This window comes from Photobacterium sp. 270122K (genome assembly GCF_059941365.1).
On sequence record NZ_JBPOEN010000002.1, the window covers coordinates 159,979 to 180,082 of the forward strand.

16 protein-coding genes and 1 pseudogene are annotated in these 20,104 nt (G+C 52.8%); all 17 read left to right on the forward strand.

Annotated features, from left to right (window positions below; genetic code table 11):
* The first annotated feature begins 425 nt into the window (after positions 1–425).
* The 17 genes and pseudogenes from ACSF8W_RS03980 to ACSF8W_RS04060 all read left to right on the forward strand — a co-directional run bounded on the left by ACSF8W_RS03980 (position 426) and on the right by ACSF8W_RS04060 (position 20,102).
* The gene (locus ACSF8W_RS03980) at positions 426–1,463 is read left to right on the forward strand and encodes an IS110 family RNA-guided transposase (RefSeq protein WP_500845256.1); all 1,038 of its coding nucleotides are present in this window, start codon (positions 426–428) and stop codon (positions 1,461–1,463) included.
* 281 nt (positions 1,464–1,744) lie between these two features.
* Positions 1,745–2,875 carry a flagellar biosynthesis protein FlhB gene (flhB, locus tag ACSF8W_RS03985; protein WP_500845257.1) on the forward strand — a complete coding sequence of 377 codons (1,131 nt, stop codon included), beginning with the start codon at positions 1,745–1,747 and terminating at the stop codon, positions 2,873–2,875.
* Positions 2,876–3,367: 492 nt separating this feature from the next.
* Positions 3,368–5,467 carry a flagellar biosynthesis protein FlhA gene (gene flhA / locus ACSF8W_RS03990; protein WP_500845259.1) on the forward strand — a complete coding sequence of 700 codons (2,100 nt, stop codon included), beginning with the start codon at positions 3,368–3,370 and terminating at the stop codon, positions 5,465–5,467.
* A gap of 75 nt (positions 5,468–5,542) precedes the next feature.
* Positions 5,543–7,351, forward strand: coding sequence for a flagellar biosynthesis GTPase FlhF (gene flhF, locus ACSF8W_RS03995; protein ID WP_500845261.1), 1,809 nt, complete (start codon positions 5,543–5,545; stop codon positions 7,349–7,351).
* Entirely contained in the window at positions 7,344–8,231 is an 888-nt protein-coding gene (locus ACSF8W_RS04000; protein ID WP_500845263.1) for a MinD/ParA family protein, read from the forward strand. The genes flhF and ACSF8W_RS04000 overlap by 8 nt, the downstream gene beginning before the upstream one ends.
* Positions 8,224–8,946 (forward strand): RNA polymerase sigma factor FliA, encoded by a 723-nt coding sequence (locus ACSF8W_RS04005; RefSeq protein WP_500845265.1) that lies wholly within the window; start codon positions 8,224–8,226, stop codon positions 8,944–8,946. Before ACSF8W_RS04000 ends, ACSF8W_RS04005 begins: the two co-directional genes overlap by 8 nt.
* Before the next feature lie 53 nt (positions 8,947–8,999).
* Positions 9,000–9,371 carry a chemotaxis response regulator CheY gene (cheY, locus tag ACSF8W_RS04010; protein WP_047876291.1) on the forward strand — a complete coding sequence of 124 codons (372 nt, stop codon included), beginning with the start codon at positions 9,000–9,002 and terminating at the stop codon, positions 9,369–9,371.
* A 33-nt stretch (positions 9,372–9,404) separates the two neighbouring features.
* Positions 9,405–10,124, forward strand: coding sequence for a protein phosphatase CheZ (locus ACSF8W_RS04015; RefSeq protein ID WP_428479541.1), 720 nt, complete (start codon positions 9,405–9,407; stop codon positions 10,122–10,124).
* A gap of 9 nt (positions 10,125–10,133) precedes the next feature.
* Positions 10,134–12,545: a chemotaxis protein CheA gene (locus ACSF8W_RS04020; RefSeq protein WP_500845268.1), complete on the forward strand. Its 2,412-nt coding sequence runs from the start codon at positions 10,134–10,136 to the stop codon at positions 12,543–12,545.
* A gap of 211 nt (positions 12,546–12,756) precedes the next feature.
* On the forward strand, positions 12,757–14,007 hold the full coding sequence (locus ACSF8W_RS04025; RefSeq protein WP_500845270.1) for a protein-glutamate methylesterase/protein-glutamine glutaminase: 1,251 nt from the start codon (positions 12,757–12,759) through the stop codon (positions 14,005–14,007).
* 10 nt (positions 14,008–14,017) lie between these two features.
* Positions 14,018–14,797, forward strand: a complete 780-nt coding sequence (locus tag ACSF8W_RS04030) for a ParA family protein (protein WP_500845272.1) — start codon at positions 14,018–14,020, stop codon at positions 14,795–14,797.
* A gap of 1,030 nt (positions 14,798–15,827) precedes the next feature.
* Positions 15,828–16,277: pseudogene (locus tag ACSF8W_RS04035) on the forward strand (chemotaxis protein CheW); the annotation flags it as partial.
* Positions 16,278–16,371: 94 nt separating this feature from the next.
* A complete protein-coding gene (locus tag ACSF8W_RS04040) occupies positions 16,372–16,866 on the forward strand; it encodes a chemotaxis protein CheW (protein ID WP_428479546.1) in 495 nt (164 codons plus the stop codon).
* Between the two features lie 41 nt (positions 16,867–16,907).
* Positions 16,908–17,339, forward strand: a complete 432-nt coding sequence (locus ACSF8W_RS04045) for a DUF2802 domain-containing protein (protein WP_500845903.1) — start codon at positions 16,908–16,910, stop codon at positions 17,337–17,339.
* 522 nt (positions 17,340–17,861) lie between these two features.
* Entirely contained in the window at positions 17,862–18,512 is a 651-nt protein-coding gene (ccmA, locus tag ACSF8W_RS04050) for a cytochrome c biogenesis heme-transporting ATPase CcmA (protein WP_500845274.1), read from the forward strand.
* A 6-nt stretch (positions 18,513–18,518) separates the two neighbouring features.
* Positions 18,519–19,184: a heme exporter protein CcmB gene (ccmB, locus tag ACSF8W_RS04055; protein ID WP_500845276.1), complete on the forward strand. Its 666-nt coding sequence runs from the start codon at positions 18,519–18,521 to the stop codon at positions 19,182–19,184.
* A gap of 183 nt (positions 19,185–19,367) precedes the next feature.
* A complete protein-coding gene (locus ACSF8W_RS04060) occupies positions 19,368–20,102 on the forward strand; it encodes a heme ABC transporter permease (protein WP_500845278.1) in 735 nt (244 codons plus the stop codon).
* Positions 20,103–20,104 lie beyond the last annotated feature (2 nt).

Here is a 20,104-nt window from a genome sequence, read left to right on the forward strand (position 1 = left end):
AGCAAAAGCAAAAGCGGGTTTAAAAGCGGTCCTTGGTCCTAAGGCCCTATGGGAAAAGCGGAGCAGGGACGAGTCTGAAGGGGCGAGTGGCTAGGGACGAGTCACGCTGCGCTCCGAGTAAAAGCAAGAGCGGCCCTTGGTCCTAAGGCCCTATGGAAAAAGCAGAGCAGTGACGCGGGGCGAGTTTAAAGGGACGAGAAAAAGCAAAGAATCGGTACTGATTTAACTTAGTGGTGCTTTGCTTTTGATTTTTCTAGGATCTCGTTTCTAGCCACTCGATACTGTCGGACCACTGGACCACTGGACCACTGGACCACTGGACCACAGGACCACAGGACCACAGGACCACAGATGTATGGACTCCTTCCCACCAAGGGGAGTACGGTATTAATTCAAGCAAGAATTAGCCAAAGAGGAGCCCATACATGAGTAACCATAATGTGCTTGCCATCGATTTGGCAAAAAATGTTTTTCAAGTTTGCAAAGTTGGCCCGTTAGGCAACGTGCTATACAACCGAAAGTTGTCCAGACAAAAGCTCATTGAATTGATATGGAAAGAAAAGCCTTCGCTGGTCGCAATGGAAGCGTGCGCCAGCGCGCATTATTGGTCAAGACTTGCAAAGTCGGCCGGGCATTCAGTAAAGATGATGAGTGCTAGGGCTGTTAAGCCATTCCAACATAAGCAGAAAACAGATCGAAATGATGCGCTTGCAATAGCCGTAGCGGCTACGCAATTACACATTCATAGTGTGAGGGTGTTATCTGAAGAGGAGCAAGGCCTACAATCTATATCTCGAGTGCGTGAGTTAGCGATTGCTCAACAAGTTGAATTAAGTAACCAACTAAGGGGGTTACTCAGTGAGTTCGGTATCATTTTTCCTCAAGGTCTATCAGCGTTAAAACGTAGCCTACCTTTGATTTTAGAAGATGCCGAGAACGGCTTACCTCATAGTTTCAGAGAGACATTATTTCAGGCCTGGCAAAGATTATTAGTGCAGCTTGAGTATGTAGATAGTTTAAATGTGCAATTGGAAGCTTTGGTAGCAGCTCATGCTCCTTGTCAAAAGTTGATGGCGTTAGAGGGCGTCGGCCCAATTGGGGCGCTTGGATTAGCTATCCGCTTGGGTAAAGGCGAAAATTTTGTTAATGGCAAAGATGCAGCAGCCAGTATCGGTTTAACCCCCAAGCAGTATAGTTCGGGTGAGAAAGAGCGCTTAGGGCGGATCTCTAAACGTAATGCAGACAAGCGACTCCGTAGTATCCTTTTTCAAGGTGCGCTTGCCGTAGTGTGTAAGGTGGTTCATATCCAACCACGAACTCAAAAAGAAGCTTGGCTGAAATCCTTAATCGAGCGTCGAGGTAAGAAAATTGCAGCTATAGCGTTAGCTAACAAAACAGTGCGTACCGCGTACGCACTACTAAAACATGACTCAGAATATAAGCCTGTTTGTTTGGCTTTATGAATATGAGTAATCAACAAATTACGATGTGAAACAGGTCAGACCGACCAACAAAAGCTCGTTGTGGTTCATGGTAAGTTATACCGCCCCATAGAATAAGCTTGTTGGTGCGAATACATAGTAGGGCGAGGTCGCTCCTCAAAGTAGCCCGTATATAAGCGCGTATCAATTCCTGCTTTCATGCTGTTTGTTGATTTTCTCTAGGAGTCCATATAAGGACCACAGGACCCCTTTTGATCTTCCTCGCCCCTATTTTTCCATCAACTTTTACGTGAGATGCATCCATGTCAGACGCTGACGGTCAAGAACGTACCGAAGACGCCACGGCCCGAAGGCTTCAGCAGGCGCGGGAAAAAGGGCAAATACCGCGCTCAAGAGAATTAGCATCTGCCGCTGTACTGGTTGCCGGTGCCGTTGGGTTAATGTGGTTTGGTGAACCGCTTGGCCGTAGCTTAGCGGACATGATGACCAAGTTGTTTACCCTTAGTCGGGAGGAGATCTTCGATCTTAACCGGCTGTTTGCCGTGATCAGCGCGGCGGTCATGCATGTGACGATGCCGCTGTTTATCTTGCTGGTGTTTTTGTTTGTGGCCGCCATTATTGGTGCGGTTGGGTTAGGTGGGATCAATTTCTCGATGGAAGCGGCGATGCCGAAGCTGTCGAAAATCAATCCGATCAGTGGCTTCGGTCGGATGTTTGGCAAACAGAGCGTGGTCGAGCTGATCAAATCCATCCTCAAAGTTGTGCTGGTGGCGGGCATGGCGTTTGTGTTGATGAAGAGCCGATTGGAAGACTTGTTCCAGTTAACCATTGAAGTCTACCCGCAGAACCTGTTTCATGCGCTCGATCTCTTGCTCGGTTTTGTTTTGCTCATCAGCTGTTCACTGTTGATCGTGGTGGCGATTGATGTGCCGTACCAAATTTGGCAGCACAACGAACAGTTGAAAATGACCAAGCAGGAAATCAAAGACGAATACAAAGAAACCGAAGGGAAACCGGAAGTGAAAGGGCGTATTCGTATGTTGCAACGGGAGATGGCCCAACGCCGTATGATGGCCGATGTGCCGCAGGCTGACGTCATCATTACCAACCCGGAGCACTTTTCGGTGGCATTGCGTTACAAGCCAGAAATCGATGCTGCGCCGGTGGTGATTGCCAAAGGCACCGACTTCTTGGCGTTGAAGATCCGGGAAATTGCCAACGAGCATAAGATTGATATTGTGCCCGCCCCGCCATTAGCCCGTGCGTTATACCATACCACGGAAATCGAACAGCAAATTCCCGATGGGCTGTTCAGCGCCGTGGCACAGGTGCTGGCGTATGTGTTCCAGTTGAAGCAATACCGTAAAGGGCAGGGCAGAAAACCGGCCTTGTCGAAAGAAGCGACCAATATTCCGAATGAATTTCAGTATTGAGGAAGGGGCGAGAACCTAGTTTCGAGGGACGAGTAAGAGCGGAAAGGAAAACGGAGCTAAGGCCCTGAGGCCCTATGGGAAAGCAAAGTAGGGACGTGGGACGAGTCTAAAGGGGCGAGTAAGTGCGGTAACGAGTATCGAGTGATGCTTCACGCCGAGAAGCGCGTCAAAGCGAAAAGCTAAGGCGGGTGAATTTCGTGTTATTCGTACCAGCTTTTGCTTTTTCTAGGATCTCGTTTCTAGTTACTCGATACTGTCGGACCACAGGATCCCATAAGCTCTTTTACCCTTCCGCTTTTACCCGAGACTCGTCCCTCGAAGCGAAGCGTGACTCGCCCCTCGTCCCTTTAGACTTAAAACTCGCCCCTACACATCCCTGTCATTTTGTTGACGCTTTATTGGAATGATTATTGCAAGCAATTCGGAACTATTAGCGCAATATCGTTAAATAATTGCGTATTACAGAGTGCTTTACTGCCGTAACCGGATGACATGAAATTTTCTTTACCTTTTTCCGATAAATTACCGTTTTCACGGCTAGGGTCGATGCCGGCTATCGGCGCACCGATCATGGTGCTTGCCACGCTCGGCATGGTCATCTTGCCGATGCCGCCCATTCTGTTGGACATGGCGTTTACCTTCAACATCGCCTTGGCGATGGTGATTTTATTGGTCACCATTTATGCCCGTCGTCCGCTGGATTTTGCCGCTTTCCCGACTATATTGCTGATCGCGACGTTGTTGCGCTTGGCATTGAACGTGGCCTCAACCCGTGTCGTCTTACTGTATGGTCATGAAGGCCCCGAAGCGGCGGGCCATGTGATCCATGCCTTTGGTGCTGTCGTGATTGGTGGTAACTATGCCGTTGGTTTGGTGGTGTTTTTGATTTTAATGATCATCAACTTCATGGTCGTCACCAAAGGTGCGGGGCGTATCTCGGAAGTGAGTGCCCGTTTCACCTTGGATGCTTTACCGGGTAAACAGATGGCGATCGATGCCGATTTGAATGCCGGTTTGATTGACCAAGATCAGGCCCGTACCCGCCGTTTTGAAGTGACCAAAGAAGCCGACTTTTACGGTTCAATGGACGGTGCCTCAAAGTTTGTCAAAGGGGATGCCATTGCCGGTATTTTGATTTTGTTCATGAACATTATCGGCGGGGTCGTGATCGGCATGGGTCAGCATGGCCTTGGCTTTGGTGCCGCAATGGAAATCTACAGCTTGCTGACCATTGGTGATGGTCTGGTTGCGCAGATCCCTTCATTGTTACTGTCTATCGCCGCCGCAATGTTGGTGACGCGTCAAAATACTGACGAAGACATGGGGCAGCAAATGTCCCATCAAATGTTCAACAACCCGCAAGCCTTAGTCATTACGAGTGCGATCTTGTTTGTGATGGGGGTTGTGCCGGGCATGCCGCATATCCCGTTCCTGCTCTTCGCTGCCCTGGTGGGGGGCTTTGCCTACTGGCGCATTAAACAAGCGCAAGCCGCCGCGGTTGCAGAAGCGGAGAAACCAGCGACCGATCTTACGGCGCCCGCGCCACAAAAAGAGCTGTCGTGGGATGATGTGCAACCGGTTGATATCATCGGCTTGGAAGTGGGTTACCGTTTGATCCCGATGGTGGACAAAGAGCAAGGCGGCGAATTGCTTGACCGCGTGAAAGGCGTGCGTAAAAAACTGTCGCAAGATTTTGGTTTCCTTATTCCGCCGGTCCACATTCGCGATAACTTGGAATTACCGCCCAATACCTATCGGATCAGTCTGATGGGGGTCGCCTGCGGTGAAGCGAATATTCACCCGAACATGGAGTTGGCGATTAATCCCGGCCAAGTGTTTGGTCACATTGACGGCGAAGCGACCCGTGATCCGGCCTTTGGGTTGGACGCGGTGTGGATTTTGGAATCCCAGCGTGAGCACGCACAAGCCTTGGGTTACACCGTGGTGGATTCCGCCACCGTGTTGGCCACTCACCTGAGCCAAATCCTCACCAATTGTGCCTCGCAATTGCTGGGTCACGAAGAAGTGCAGAACTTGCTGGAAATGCTGGCGCAGAACACACCGAAGTTGGTGGAAGGGTTTGTGCCGGAGCAGTTACCGTTGGGTGCGGTGGTGAAAGTGCTGCAGAACTTGCTGCATGAAGGGATCCCTATCCGTGATGTGCGCACCATTGTTCAGACCTTGTCTGAGTACGCGGCAAAAAGTCAAGATCCTGACATTTTGACGGCAGCGGTGCGTATTAGCCTAAAACGCCTGATTTGTCAGGAAATCAATGGCATAGAGCCTGAGTTGCCGGTGATTACGTTGGTGCCTGAGTTGGAACAGATATTGCATAAGACAATGCAGTCTGCCGGTGGGGAATCCACGGGCATTGAACCGGGGCTGGCGGAGCGTTTACAACGCTCCTTGGCAGAAGCGACCCAACAGCAGGAGCTGAAAGGCGAACCGGCTGTTTTGCTGACATCGGGCGTGTTGCGCTCGACGTTGGCGAAGTTTGTGAAAAATACCATTCCTTCTTTGCGGGTGCTCTCTTATCAAGAAGTGCCGGACGAGAAACAAATACGTATCGTCAGTGCCGTGGGTAACCAGTAATGCCAAAGGTGTACGTGAAGTATCGCGTTGCGGGTAAGCGTCAGAGACACAGCATGATGAAGCAGGATTATAACAGTGAAAATTAAACGTTTTTTTGCCAAGGACATGCGCACAGCCCTGAGTCAGGTTAAAGAAGAGTTGGGCGCGGATGCCGTGATCATGTCCAACAAGAAAGTGACGGGCGGGGTGGAGATTGTGGCGGCGGTAGATACCGATGCCGACAACACGCCGCCAGCATCGACGTCTACGCGCCACATGTTGGCAGAGCGTTTGGGTCAGGCAAAACGTAAGCTGGTGGATGACAAAGTGCAGTTGCAGCAGTCATCCAGCGTCAGCCGTTTTGCCAATGTATTGCAAAACTATACCGGCAGTGACACCGGCAGCGACGCGGCAGAGGTGGAGCCAGAAGCCGATTCCTTGTCGGCGTTGTTGCAGCGCCAATCGAAGCACACGCATTCACCGTCCCATGCTCAAACGCATCAAGACGTACGCCGCGAGTCGCACCGAGAGCCGCATCGAGAAGGGCAGCGTGCTCCGCGTGGTGAGATGCACGGTGATTACCGCTATCAAGACCAAGATCCCCTGAATGCGGGGTTCCGACAGGGCGGTTATGACCGCGAACCGGCGGGACGTACCGCATCACCGGCCATGCGCTCAGCAGGATCGCGTGCTGCAGACAATGGAATGCGCAGCCCGTACGGCGGTGGAATGGGGCAATCGGCTCATGCTTCAGGTGCGCCATCACAGCCGGCACAAGGTTATGGTCGTCAGCCACACGCGCTGGACATCGGTGATTACCGCCGGCCGGAAGTGCGCCAGCCTGACAGCGTGGGCGGACAACGTCGTCATGCCTCGCAGGGAACATCGGCAGCATCCGAATATCACCGTGGCGGCAACCGACTCGATCCGAGCCGTTATGATCCGAAAGCCCAGCAGCACAGCGAAGGGGAAATGGATGCCATGCGCAATGAGCTGGCCTCGATCCGCCGTTTGCTGGAACACCAAGTATCCGGGTTGATGTGGCAGGAAGTGGAACGCCGTGAACCGATGCGCGCCATGATGATCAAGCGCTTGGAAAAAATGGGCTTGTCGCCAGAATTGGCGGACCAGCTGGCGTGTTACATCCCAGAAGATGTGCCGCCCAATGAAGCGTGGCCAGCGTTATTAGATCTGCTGACCGATCAAATCAGCACAACGGACGATTGCATTTTAAATACCGGTGGCGTGGTGGCGTTGCTGGGGCCGACGGGGGTGGGGAAAACCACCACCATCGCCAAACTGGCAGCGCGCGCAGCGATGGACTTTGGGCCGGATCAGATCGCCATGGTCACCACCGATACGTTCCGTATTGGGGCACATGAGCAACTGGCTACTTATGGCCGCATTATGGGTTGTCCGGTACGCGTGGCTAAAGATGCCGAAGAGTTGGCCGATATACTTCATCAGCTTCGTCATCGCCGCCTGATTTTGTTAGACACTGCCGGTATGGGCCAGCGTGATATTCGCTTGTCTGAGCAACTGGATACTTTGATGAAAAACAGTGGATCACAGATCCGCAGCTTCTTAGTACTCCCGGCGACGGCTCAACGCCGCGTGTTACATGAAACCATCGAACATTTCCGCCGTATTCCGTTGTCGGGATGCGTGCTGACCAAATTGGATGAATCGCTCAGCCTCGGAGAAGTGGTCTGTGTCGCGATTCAACATGCGTTGCCGATCGCCTATTTGGCCGACGGGCAACGCGTGCCAGAAGATATCAAGGTCGCTACGGGTAACTACTTGGTTGCACGAGCAAATGAATTATTAGAACAAGAGTTAAGTCAGCAACCCCATTACTGGACTAGCGATAGCTCTGACAACCAGTCGGCAGACTTTTATGATTGAGACCAGCATGTACGATCAAGCGAGCGGTTTGCGCCGTATGACACAGCTTACCTCGACCAAAGTGATTACGGTTACGGGCGGTAAAGGCGGCGTAGGAAAAACAAACGTCACCTTGAACATGGCCATTGCCATGGCTCGCCAAGGTAAGCGCGTGATGGTGTTGGATGCCGATCTGGGTCTGGCCAATGTGGATGTGATGCTCGGGGTGCGTGCGACCCGTAATTTGTCCCATGTGTTGGCGGGTGTCTGTGATTTGCAAGACATCATCGTCGAAGGGCCGTACGGGGTGAAAATTGTCCCGGCGTCTTCCGGTACGCAGAACATGGCCGAACTGACCGCCGCCCAACACATGGGATTGATCCGTGCATTCAGTACGTTAGAAGACGACATCGATGTGTTGCTGGTGGATACCGCCGCGGGCATTTCAGACATGGTGCTGAGTTTTTCACGCGCGGCGCAAGATGTATTGGTGGTGGTGTGTGACGAACCTACATCGATTACCGATGCCTATGCACTGATCAAAATTCTGAGCCGTGAATACGATGTTCAGCGCTTTAAAATTGTCGCCAACATGGTACGTAGCTACCGTGAAGGCCGAGATTTATTCACCAAGCTGACCCGCGTGACCGAACGTTTCTTACAGGCCAATTTGGAATTGGTCGCGTGTATTCCGCTTGATGACAGCGTGCGCCAAGCGGTGAAACGTCAGCGTGTGGTGGTGGAAGCCTTCCCACGTAGCCCTGCCGCGTTAGCGATGAATGCGCTGGCGAACAAAGCCGTGACCTGGCCGGTACCGGCGAGTCCGGGTGGCCACTTAGAATTCTTTGTGGAAAAACTCCTGATCAAGCGCACACAGCAAGAGGTGTCGCTCAGTGAATAAAGCACTGACCTATGGCCGTTATCAGGAAAGTCCGCAGGCTTTTATCACGCGTTATACGTCGCTGGTAAAACGCATCGCGCACCACCTGATGGGGCGATTACCCCCCAACATCTTGCTGGAAGATTTGATCCAAGCCGGGATGATTGGCTTGCTGGAGGCGCAGCAAAATTACGATCCGACCAAAGGGGCCAGCTTTGAAACCTTTGCCGGGATCCGGATCCGAGGCGCAATGTTAGATGACATTCGCCGCGGTGATTGGGTGCCGCGCTCGGTGTACAAAAACAGCCGCCGCATCACCGAAGCCATTTCAGTGCTTGAAGGCATCTTAGGGCGCGATCCCAATGATCAGGAAATTGCCGCCCACCTTGAGATGCCGCTTGAGCAGTATCACCAAGCCCTGAATGACGTCAATTGTGGTCGTTTAGTGGGGATGGATGATCTGGGTGTCGCGGAAGATGTGGTCTCTAATGATGAATCTATCGATGAAAACCTTCCTTTTCAGGGGGTTGTAGACGATAATTTCCGCCAGTCACTGGCGGATGCCATAAAAACACTGCCTGAAAGAGAGGCATTGGTCCTATCGCTTTACTATGACGAGGAACTCAACCTCAAAGAGATAGGGGCTGTGATTGGGGTGAGTGAATCCCGAATTTGCCAGATACATAGTCAGGCGATGCAACGTTTGCGGTCCAAGCTCAAAGCTTGGACGGCGTAATACCCATTAGCTAAAACACTGTGACCGCAGTGGAGGCAACTTTGAATAAAAACATGAAAATCCTCATTGTTGATGACTTCTCAACAATGCGCCGAATCGTTAAGAACTTGCTACGTGACTTGGGCTTTAACAACACCCAAGAGGCGGACGATGGATTGACAGCGCTGCCGATGTTGAAAAAAGGTGACTTTGATTTCGTCGTGACAGATTGGAACATGCCAGGTATGCAAGGTATCGATTTGCTTAAGCATATCCGTGCCGATGCGCAGCTACGCCATTTGCCTGTATTGATGATCACGGCGGAAGCCAAGCGTGAGCAGATCATCGAAGCGGCACAGGCGGGCGTGAATGGCTACATCGTGAAGCCGTTCACCGCAGCCACTCTGAAAGAAAAATTGGATAAAATTTTCGAGCGCATGCAATAAGTTATCGTCGGGCGTAAAAGGACAACCATTACCATGATTACACTTGATCAGGCCAAAACGCTTGTCAGTCTGCTTGAAGCGGGTAACCAAGACGATGCGAACAGGATGCTGACAGGCCTCGTTTCAGACAGTCACGATCCTGTGTATGCCGAAGTGGGCCGATTAACACGCCAGTTGCATGATTCACTGGCCAATTTCCGCCTCGATCCGCGTATTAACGATCTTGCGAAGACGGACATCCCGGATGCCCGCGATCGCTTAATGTATGTAATAGATAAAACGGAAGCAGCAGCCAATAAAACCATGGATGCGGTGGATGCCATTCAGCCTTTGGCGGATCGCATGGGGGAGACCCTGCAAGAAATTCACCCGCGCTGGCAACGGCTGATGGCCGGACAGATTGAGTTGATGGAATTCAAATCGCTTTGTCACGACATTGATCATCTGTTCACTCAGGTCGAGAGTGACGGTACGGTGCTGCGCAGCCATTTGACTGAGATCTTCATGGCACAAGATTTCCAAGACCTGACTGGTCAAATCATCCGTCGGGTGATTGAACTGGTGCATGAAGTGGAAGATCAGCTGGTTGAAATCCTTAAAGCTTTTGGTATGGAACAAGATGACAACACGGACACACCTCGTCCTGTTTGTGGATTGGCACCAGAAGGCCCAATCGTGAACAGCGAAGTGCGCGAAGATGTCATGTCTACCCAGGACGATGTCGACGACCTGCTATCGAGCCTAGGATTTTAGGGGAACGAAATGAGCTTTGATTTAGACGAAGATATCCTGCAGGACTTTTTGATAGAAGCCGGGGAAATCTTAGAGTTACTCTCTGAGCAGTTGGTTGCGTTGGAACGCCGTCCTGATGACGGTGAATTGTTGAACGCTATCTTCCGTGGTTTCCATACCGTCAAAGGCGGGGCAGGGTTCTTGTCACTCGGCGAGCTGGTGGACGCGTGCCACGGGGCTGAGAATATCTTTGACCTGCTGCGTACCGGCAAACGTGTCGTGAATGCCGAGCTGATGGACGTGATTTTGCAGGCATTGGATACCATCAATGTCATGTTTGGTCAGGTGCAAGATCGTGAACCGGTTGATCCGGCGGATCCGGCGTTGCTGGAAGCCCTGCACCGCTTCAGCTTGCCACCGACAGCCGCCGAGCTGCAACAGGCTGCTGCGCCCGTTATTGAGCAGGTTGTTGAACAGCTTGCTGAGCAGAAGGTAGAGCCGATAGCTGTCCCAGCCTTGGATATGTCAGCGTTTGATCTCCCTGCGGCTTCGGTTGCATCACCGGCAATGGCATCAACGGCAATTGCGGGCGATTCAGTGGATGACATGACGCAGGATGAATTTGATCGTCTATTGGATGAGCTGCACGGAATGGGATGTGCACCGGGCATGGCGTTGGACTCTGCGCCGGCTGCATCTGCAACTGTGGCACCCGTCAGCAACGACATTGTAAGCCAAATCCAAACCGAAACCGGTGACATTACGGACGACGAGTTCGAACGTTTACTGGATGAATTGCACGGCGCGGGCAACGCCCCAGGCAGCGTGGGCGTCAGCGCCGATGTTGCGGTTGTTGACGTACCGGTTATGTCAGCGCCTGCCGCTTCTTCGCCAGTTTCCGCGGCACCGGCTGCCAGTGTCAGCATGATGGGCGACAGCGATGATCTGATGAGCGACGACGAGTTCGAGCGCCTGCTGGATGAATTGCACGGTAGCGGCAAAGGCCCTTCTGCGGAAGAGCTGGATATAGCGACCAATCCGGTCATGAATATGCTGGATGACGTCTTAGCCTCGGCGGCGGCATTGCCAAGTGCCTCGGCGGTGGAAGTGGACGATGCGTTCGCTGCTTCTGTTGCCTCGAGCATGATGAATGCCTCGCCTGTTGCGCCTGTGGTTGCGGATCCCGCGCCGGTTGCGGCCGCTGCGGTGTATGCCGCTCAAGCAGCCGCGCCAGCCGCGCCTGTGCGTGCTGCCGCAAAAGAAAAAGCCAAAGTGGCTGATGCCACTGTGCGTGTGGATACCTCCACGCTCGATACCATCATGAACATGGTGGGCGAGCTGGTATTGGTGCGTAACCGCTTGGTGAGCTTGGGCCTGAACAGCAACGATGAAGACATGGCGAAAGCCGTGGCGAACTTGGATGTGGTGACGGCGGACTTGCAAGGTGCGGTGATGAAGACCCGCATGCAGCCGATCAAGAAAGTGTTTGGCCGTTTCCCTCGCGTTGTCCGTGATTTGGCGCGTAGCCTGAATAAAGACATCGAGCTGGAAATGCGCGGTGAAGAAACCGATCTCGATAAGAACTTGGTGGAAGCGCTGGCGGATCCGTTGGTGCACTTGGTGCGAAACTCGGTCGATCATGGCATTGAAATGCCAGATGTGCGTGAAAAAGCCGGTAAACCGCGTCAGGGGACGGTGTTGCTGTCAGCCTCGCAGGAAGGGGATCACATTCTGTTGACCATCGAAGACGATGGCGGCGGTATGGATCCAGACAAACTGCGTGCGATTGCCGTTGAACGCGGTGTGATGGACAGTGATGCCGCGTCCCGTCTGACGGACAGCGAGTGTTACAACCTGATCTTTGCGCCGGGCTTCTCGACCAAGAAAGAGATCTCGGACATTTCGGGGCGTGGCGTAGGCATGGACGTGGTGAAAACCGGGATCAGCCAGCTGAACGGATCGATTTCCATTGATTCTGCGTTGGGCAAAGGCACCCGGATTGACATCAAAGTGCCGTTGACCTTGGCGATCCTACCGACCTTGATGGTGGGCGTGGGTGAGCAGCCGTTTGCCTTGCCATTGGCGAGCGTGAACGAGATCTTCCATTTGGATCTGCGCAAGACCAACACCGTTGATGGCCAGTTGACGATCATCGTGCGTGATAAAGCCATTCCGTTGTTCTACTTGCAAGATTGGTTGTCGGGTATGCGCTCGACCCAACGTGCTCGCGACCATGGTCACGTGGTGATTGTGCAGATTGGCCACCAGCGTATTGGTTTTGTGGTCGATACCTTGATTGGGCAAGAAGAAGTGGTGATTAAACCGCTGGATGACTTGCTGCAAGGGACACCGGGCATGGCGGGCGCGACGATCACCAGTGATGGTCACATTGCCTTGATCCTGGATGTACCGAACTTGCTCAAGCATTACGCCGGTCGCTAAGCCATCGCGCTAAAGACCTAGCCACACACAGTGGCATGAAACAAGCCTCACTCGGGTGAAGAGTGAGGCTTATCACCTAAAATCCGACGCCTTAATAGCGCATTTTTTATCTGTAGATACCCAAATGTCTTTGTCTTTTTGCTTCCTCGCCGCGTAGGCGTGAGCGGAAGGGGATTTGGGTATAAAGCACATTAACGGGACAACAATAAGCATGGCCGTGAAAGTATTGGTGGTGGATGATTCAAGTTTTTTCCGCCGACGTGTGAGTGAAATATTGAATGCGGATCCGCGTTTAAGCGTGATTGGCAATGCCGTTAATGGAAAAGAAGCGGTAGAGATGGCACGTCAGCTACAACCTGATGTGATCACCATGGATATCGAAATGCCCGTGATGGATGGGATCACGGCGGTGCGTGAGATCATGCAGGCCAATCCTACCCCGATTTTGATGTTCTCATCCCTGACGCAAGAAGGTGCCAAAGCCACGCTGGATGCGTTGGATGCCGGTGCGCTGGACTTCCTGCCGAAGAAATTTGAAGACATTGCCCGCAACCGTGATGAAGCCACGTCCTTGTTACAACAGCGCGTGGCGGAAATTGCCCGTAAGCGTATTTTTATGCGTCGTCCGTTGCGCAGTGCAGCATCACCTTTGACGTCATCATTGTCATCAGGCGCGTCATCCAGTTTGTCGGCTTCACGTCCGGCGGCGAGTGCATTGCGTGAATCAACGCGTTCTTTAAGTCGTCCATTAAGCAGTACGTCGGCGAGTGCTTCGACAAGCACAGCGACAAGTGCTTCAGCGGGAAGCGCGATGGCGGCAATGACGCCTCGTCAACCGGTGCGTCCAACCCCGATGACCGCGGGACGGTTTAAAGCCTCGGGCAAAAAATACCAACTGATGGCGATCGGTACCTCAACCGGTGGCCCCGTGGCGCTGCAAAAAATTCTGACGCAGTTGCCGGCGAATTTCCCGTTGCCGATTGTGTTAGTACAGCACATGCCCGCCACGTTTACCGCTGCGTTTGCGGCGCGCTTGAATAACCTGTGTCGCATTGGTGTAAAAGAAGCCGAAGATGGCGACATGCTGAAACCGGGCATGGCGTACTTAGCGCCTGGCGGTATGCAGATGATGGTTGATGGCCGTCCGGGTGCTGCACGTTTACGTATTATCGACGGCGGCGAGCGCATGAACTACAAACCGTGCGTGGATGTCACGTTTGGCTCGGCGGCAAAAGTCTACCAGAGCAATGTATTGTCGATGGTGTTGACTGGCATGGGGGCCGATGGCCGTGACGGTTCACGCATGCTGAAAAGTGCCGGTGCCACCATTTGGGCACAAGATGAAGACAGCTGTGTGGTATACGGTATGCCACAAGCGGTGGCGAAAGCCGGCCTGTCGAGTGAAGATCTGCCGCTTGAGCGTATTGCTGAGCGGATCATGATTGAGCTTGGATTAGGGTGAGGATTCGCGCGTGATCGTTTGGAGTATCGCCAACCAAAAAGGCGGCGTGGGGAAAACCACCACCACTGTCACCTTGGCAGGGTTGTTGAGTGAGCGCAATAAACGGGTGTTGTTGGTCGATACCGATCCGCATGCCTCACTGTCTACGTATCTGGATTTCGATGCCGACGCGTTACCGGCCAGCTTGTTTGATTTGTTTCAGCTGACCAGCATTACCCGTGACACAGTGCGTCCGTTGATTTTACCCACGGCGTTTGCGCATATCGATATCATTCCGGCACACATGTCGTTGGCGACACTGGATCGCGTCATGGGTAACCGCAGCGGTATGGGGTTGATTTTGAAAAAAGCCCTGCACAGTTTACGGGATGATTACGACTATGTGTTGATTGATTGTCCGCCGATTTTGGGCGTGATGATGGTCAATGCGCTGGCGGCCAGCGATCGCATTTTGATCCCGGTACAAACGGAGTTTCTGGCGATGAAAGGGTTGGAACGCATGATGCGCACGCTGCAAATCATGGAAAAGTCCAAGCCTGCTGGGTTTAACGTCACCATTGTGCCGACCATGTATGACAAGCGTACCCGTGCGTCGTTACAGACGTTGCAAGAACTCAAACTGCGTTTCCCTGAGCAAGTCTGGGCGTCGGCGGTGCCAATTGATACCAAGTTCCGCGATGCCAGTATCAAGCGTATGCCGCCGTCACTGTTTTCACGCAGTTGCCGCGGTGTGTTTGCGTATAAAACGTTATTGAATTATTTGGAGCGTTTGCAAGTTGATGAGCGATAACTCTCGCCTGTCGAGTGAGCAAGCGCTCGACGATTACTTTTTTGATTTGCTCGACGACACCGTCGAGGAGATTGCACCGGCTTGTGATGCGCATGATGTACCTGCGAATGTGTCCGAAGACAATATGCAGGAGGCCTATCTTGCGCCTGCCGATGAGCAGGAGGGCCAGACGCCATGTGCGTTGGCTCTGCATGATGAGGATCCCAGGCAAGACGGATCAGACGATCAAACAGTATTTGCACCAGCTGGGTCTGTAGAGCCGGTTGACGTGGCTGCGCCTGTCGAAGAGGCGGTCGCGCAGGATGTTTACATGCAAGACCCTGTGTCACCCGCGTGTGCGCCCTTTGATTTTTCTTCTCTGTCGTCAGAGGCCGAAGCGCATGCATTTGCCGCTGAACCCGTTGCCTCTATCTTTAACGACGCGTCTTTGCCGCAGTTGCCTCAGTCACAGTCGGCACTGTCTCATTCGCCGTTGTCTCATTCGTCACCGTTTTCCGCGCAGCCATTGGCCGAGAGTGCTCCGACACTTGCAAGCCGTGCCAGCTGGCTGGATATGCCTGTCGAACGTGATGATTTACAGCGTTTGCTGAGCCAGGTCAGTGTATTGGCAGAACCCGAACCGGTCATTGAAACGGAGGCGGAACCCGTGATGACGGTAGGGGCTGAGCCTGAGGATTTGGTCGATGACTGGGCGTTGGTGATGGCGCACGAGGCCACGCAAGAAAGCCCGGTTGACATCGCACCAGAAGCGCCGATGGCACAGGTCTCGAGCATCGAAATCAACACCGTGTCCGCCGCGGTGGCGGAGCAGGACATGGCGTTGCCGGATCTTACGGTACACGACTTGGCCATGCCAGCGGAGCCTGACGTGTTTGCGCCAACAGTTTCGTTGTCTCCAGACGTTGACGCGATCCCCCTCGTTGTCGAAACGCCCCCCTCTGTTGTCGAAACTATAGAAACGGCATTGGCGGCACAAGCATCGGCCGATTTACCGCCGGATGGTTGGCAACAACAAGATGCCTTGGGGAATGCGTTTCAGGCGTTGTTCTTTGACGTGAATGGCGTGACCTTTGCGGTGCCATTGACGGCGTTAGGCGGGATCCATCAATTGGGCGACATGAATCTCTTGGTGGGGCGTCCGCCGTGGTATTTGGGACTCATGACCAACCGTGATCATACGTTGGATGTGGTGGACACCGCACGGTGGGTGATGCCAGAGCGACTGGCAGATGATGCCCATCGCGAAGCGTACCGTTACTTGGTGATGCTGGGCGAAAGTCGCTGGGGCTTAGCCTGTGATGGCTTGCAAGGGACGGAAACCTTAGAAGAACACAGTGTGCGTTGGCGCGAAAAGGCCGGTAAGCGGCCATGGCTGGCGGGCATGGTGAAAGAAAAAATGTGTGCATTGATCCACGTGCCAGAGCTGATTGCGATGCTCGATGCCGGATTAGATGTGCAAACCACGTTACAACAGGCATGAAGGCCAGTTCACGATCACGATGGATGGTGAGCGCGCAGGAACGCTGCAGTAACAAAATTTTTATCGCTGCAAAATAGGTCAAAGAGGAAACAGCATGTCTCAGGTGAGTGTCGCTGAAATACAAAAAGAAGACAATAACGATCAAGTCCTGCAGTGGGTGACTTTCCAATTAGGTGAAGAAACTTACGGCATTAACGTGATGCAGGTACGTGAAGTATTGCGCTACTCTGAAATCGCCCCGGTACCGGGTGCCCCCGATTACGTGATCGGCATTATTAACCTGCGTGGCAACGTGGTGACGGTGATTGATACCCGCTCCCGTTTTGGCTTGATGCAAGGTGAGATCTCTGACAATACCCGTATCGTGATCATCGAAGCGGAAAAACAAGTGATCGGTATTTTGGTCGATAGCGTGGCGGAAGTGGTGTATCTTCGCGGCTCTGAAATTGACAGCACACCAAGTGTGGGCACCGAAGAAAGCGCGAAATTCATTCAGGGCGTCAGCAACCGCGATGGTCAGCTATTGATCTTGGTGGATTTGAACAAGCTGTTGTCTGATGATGAATGGGACGACATGGCGTACCTGTGATCGGGTCGTGCTGACTATCTTGCAATAAGGCAGAGCGAATGATGATGACAATGTTGTTGCAATGGGCACCGATGGCGGTGTCTGTGTTGGCGGTGGGCATCGCCTATGGCATGGTACGCCGTGAGCGTACGGCGCGCCAAATGCTGGAAAATAAGTTTGCCGCCACAGAAGTGGTGTTGAAGAACGCCCGGCAGCAACAGGAAAGTCTTACGAAACAGCTCAGTGAGTTACGTGCGGGTACCTTGGGCATGGGACAAACGTTGTCCGAGATGGCGCACCAGCTGGAAGCCTTGGCCGATCGCCAAGGGGAACTGGCGATGCAAGATCCCGATGGCCGCCTGTACAGCCGCGCCAGCAAGATGGTTGAACTGGGTGCTGACGTGAACGAGCTGATGCAAGAGTGTGATTTGCCGAAAGCCGAAGCAGAATTGCTGTTGCGGCTACAGCAAATGCACACGCATCGTCGCCGGTAACCAGTAATCGGCGCGAAAGCACTGACAGCCTCTATCTTCTCTCCATGTCATAGCCCCTCCTTGTGAGGGGTTATTTTTTTGCCTGCAAGATGTGTCTGAGTAGCAATAAATGTAAATGAATATGACATCATGCCCGCGCATTCCCACGAATAAGATATTGATTATGGACACCATTTCGTGACGCTGACAGCGTTAATACGCGCTATGCTATGACAATATTGACGGATTTGTTATCGCAATGAAAAGAGAGTGTGCGCATTTTGGCGTTTTTGTCTTTTGCCTCTCGTTTTCATCGCACTTTTTTTTCATTCTCAGGTCAATAAAGGTGTTCGTTCACAACGGGCGTGATGCAGAAAATGCATCTGTGCGATGCCAGAGTGTGCACCTTGGCGTAATGACGGGCATGAACGCTGATGGCGCGGGTAGGAAGCGGTGGAGTGAGATCATCGCGTTACTAACAAATAGTCAGGTCAATGTGTTACTATTCCCGGCTAATTGTGTCACTTAGGATACATCCTGTTTATGTTGTCTGTTGAAGCGTTAAGTTGTACTCGTGATGAGCGGGTCCTGTTTGAAAATCTCCAATTCTCGGTGACGGCCGGTGAGTTGGTGCAGATTGAAGGTCACAATGGGGCTGGTAAAACCACCTTGCTCCGGATTTTGGCCGGACTGGGATACGCAGATAACGGCAAGGTGTATTGGCACAATGAAGACATTGAAGCCGCGCGTGAAGATTACCATCAAGACCTGCTGTTTCTCGGTCACCAAACTGGCGTGAAACGCGAGCTGACGGCCTATGAAAACTTAGCGTTTTTTCAGGCGATGCACCAAGAAAACCCAACCAGTCCGTTACGCGGCACCCCGCCAGTCGGTGGTGAGCAAGGATTGTGGCAAGCCTTGGCGCAAGTGGGACTGGCGGGGCGTGAAGATGTGCCAGCAGGCCAACTGTCTGCGGGTCAACAGCGCCGCGTGGCATTGGCACGGTTGTGGTTGAGTAACCACATGTTGTGGATTTTGGATGAACCGCTCACAGCGATTGATAAGCAAGGGGTGAAAGTGTTGGAACAGCTGTTTTTGTCCCATGTACAGCGGGGGGGCATGGTCATTTTAACCACCCACCAAGACCTGTTTACCGACAGTCACCACCTACGAAAAATCAAGTTGGGGCGCTAACCGACCATGAATGCCATCATGCATGTTATCCGTCGTGAGCTGTTGATCGCTTTTCGACGTCAAGCCGATGTGTTTAACCCGTTGTGGTTTTTTATTATCGTCATCACTCTGTTTCCGCTCGGGATTGGCCCTGAGCCCAACCTGCTTGCGCGTATTGCGCCCGGTATTGTGTGGGTGGCGGCGTTACTCGCGGCGTTGTTGTCGATGGAGCGCTTGTTCCGCGATGACTTTGTCGACGGCTCGTTAGAGCAAATGTTATTGATGCCCACACCGCTTGCGACCTTGGCGTTTGCCAAAATGGTCGCACATTGGCTGTTGACCGGTGTGCCGCTGTTATTGATCAGCCCGCTGTTGGCGATTTTATTGTCGCTGGATTGGGCAACGTGGAAAGCGGTGGTCCTGACGCTGCTCATCGGGACACCGACGTTAAGTTTTCTAGGCGCGATCGGGGTCGCGTTAACGGTGGGATTACGTAAAGGTGGGGTTTTATTGAGCCTGCTCATATTGCCGCTGTATATCCCTGTGCTTATATTTGCCACCTCCGCGATCAATGCCGCCAGTTTGGGTATGCCGTACAACGGTCAACTGGCGTTGATGGGGGCCATGCTGGTCGGGTCGGCCACCTTGTCACCGTTTGCCGTCGCAGCATCGTTACGCATAAGTGTGCAATAAATGATTACAATTAACTAACCCGTTATTTGTCTCACGAGAACGGATCTCATGAGACAATTTTGAGCTAAACAAGGAAGGTCAACCAGAAGACAGCACGTTGACGGCCACAGGAATGGGGTTTCCCATTGAGCCAATGGCTGCCAGTCAACGTAAGTATTCCTATTACACGAGTAGAGCAAAAATATGTGGAAGTGGTTACATCCCTACGCGAAAGCTGAAAATTGCTACCGCCTGTGCGGTACCTTGCTACCTTGGTTTTCGATCATTGCGTTGGTTACGATCATCACCGGCACCGTTTGGGGCCTGATGTTCGCCCCAACCGATTATCAACAAGGTGACAGTTTCAGGATCATCTATTTGCATGTGCCTGCGGCCATTTGGTCGATGGGTGCGTACATGTCGATGGCGATTGCCGCCTTTATTGGCTTAGTGTGGCAGATCCGTCTGTCTGACATGGCGGCGTTGGCCATGGCGCCGATCGGTGCGGTATTTACTGTGATTGCGCTGCTAACTGGTGCAATTTGGGGTAAGCCGATGTGGGGCGCGTGGTGGGTATGGGATGCCCGTTTAACCTCTGAATTGATTCTGCTTTTCCTCTACTTGGGCGTGATTGCGCTGTACAGCGCGTTTGACGATCAAAAAACCGCCGGTAAAGCCGCGGGCATTCTGGCGATTGTCGGGGTGATCAACCTGCCGATCATTCACTTCTCGGTCGAGTGGTGGAATACCCTGCACCAAGGCGCGACGATCACCAAATTTGATAAACCGTCGATTGACGCTGACATGCTGTGGCCGTTGTTACTGAACATTGTCGGCTTTGCCTGTTTCTTTGGCGCGCTGACTTTGGTGCGTCTGCGCAATGAAATCATTGCCCGTGAAAGTCATCGCCCGTGGGTGCGTGACATGATGATGAAGTGAGG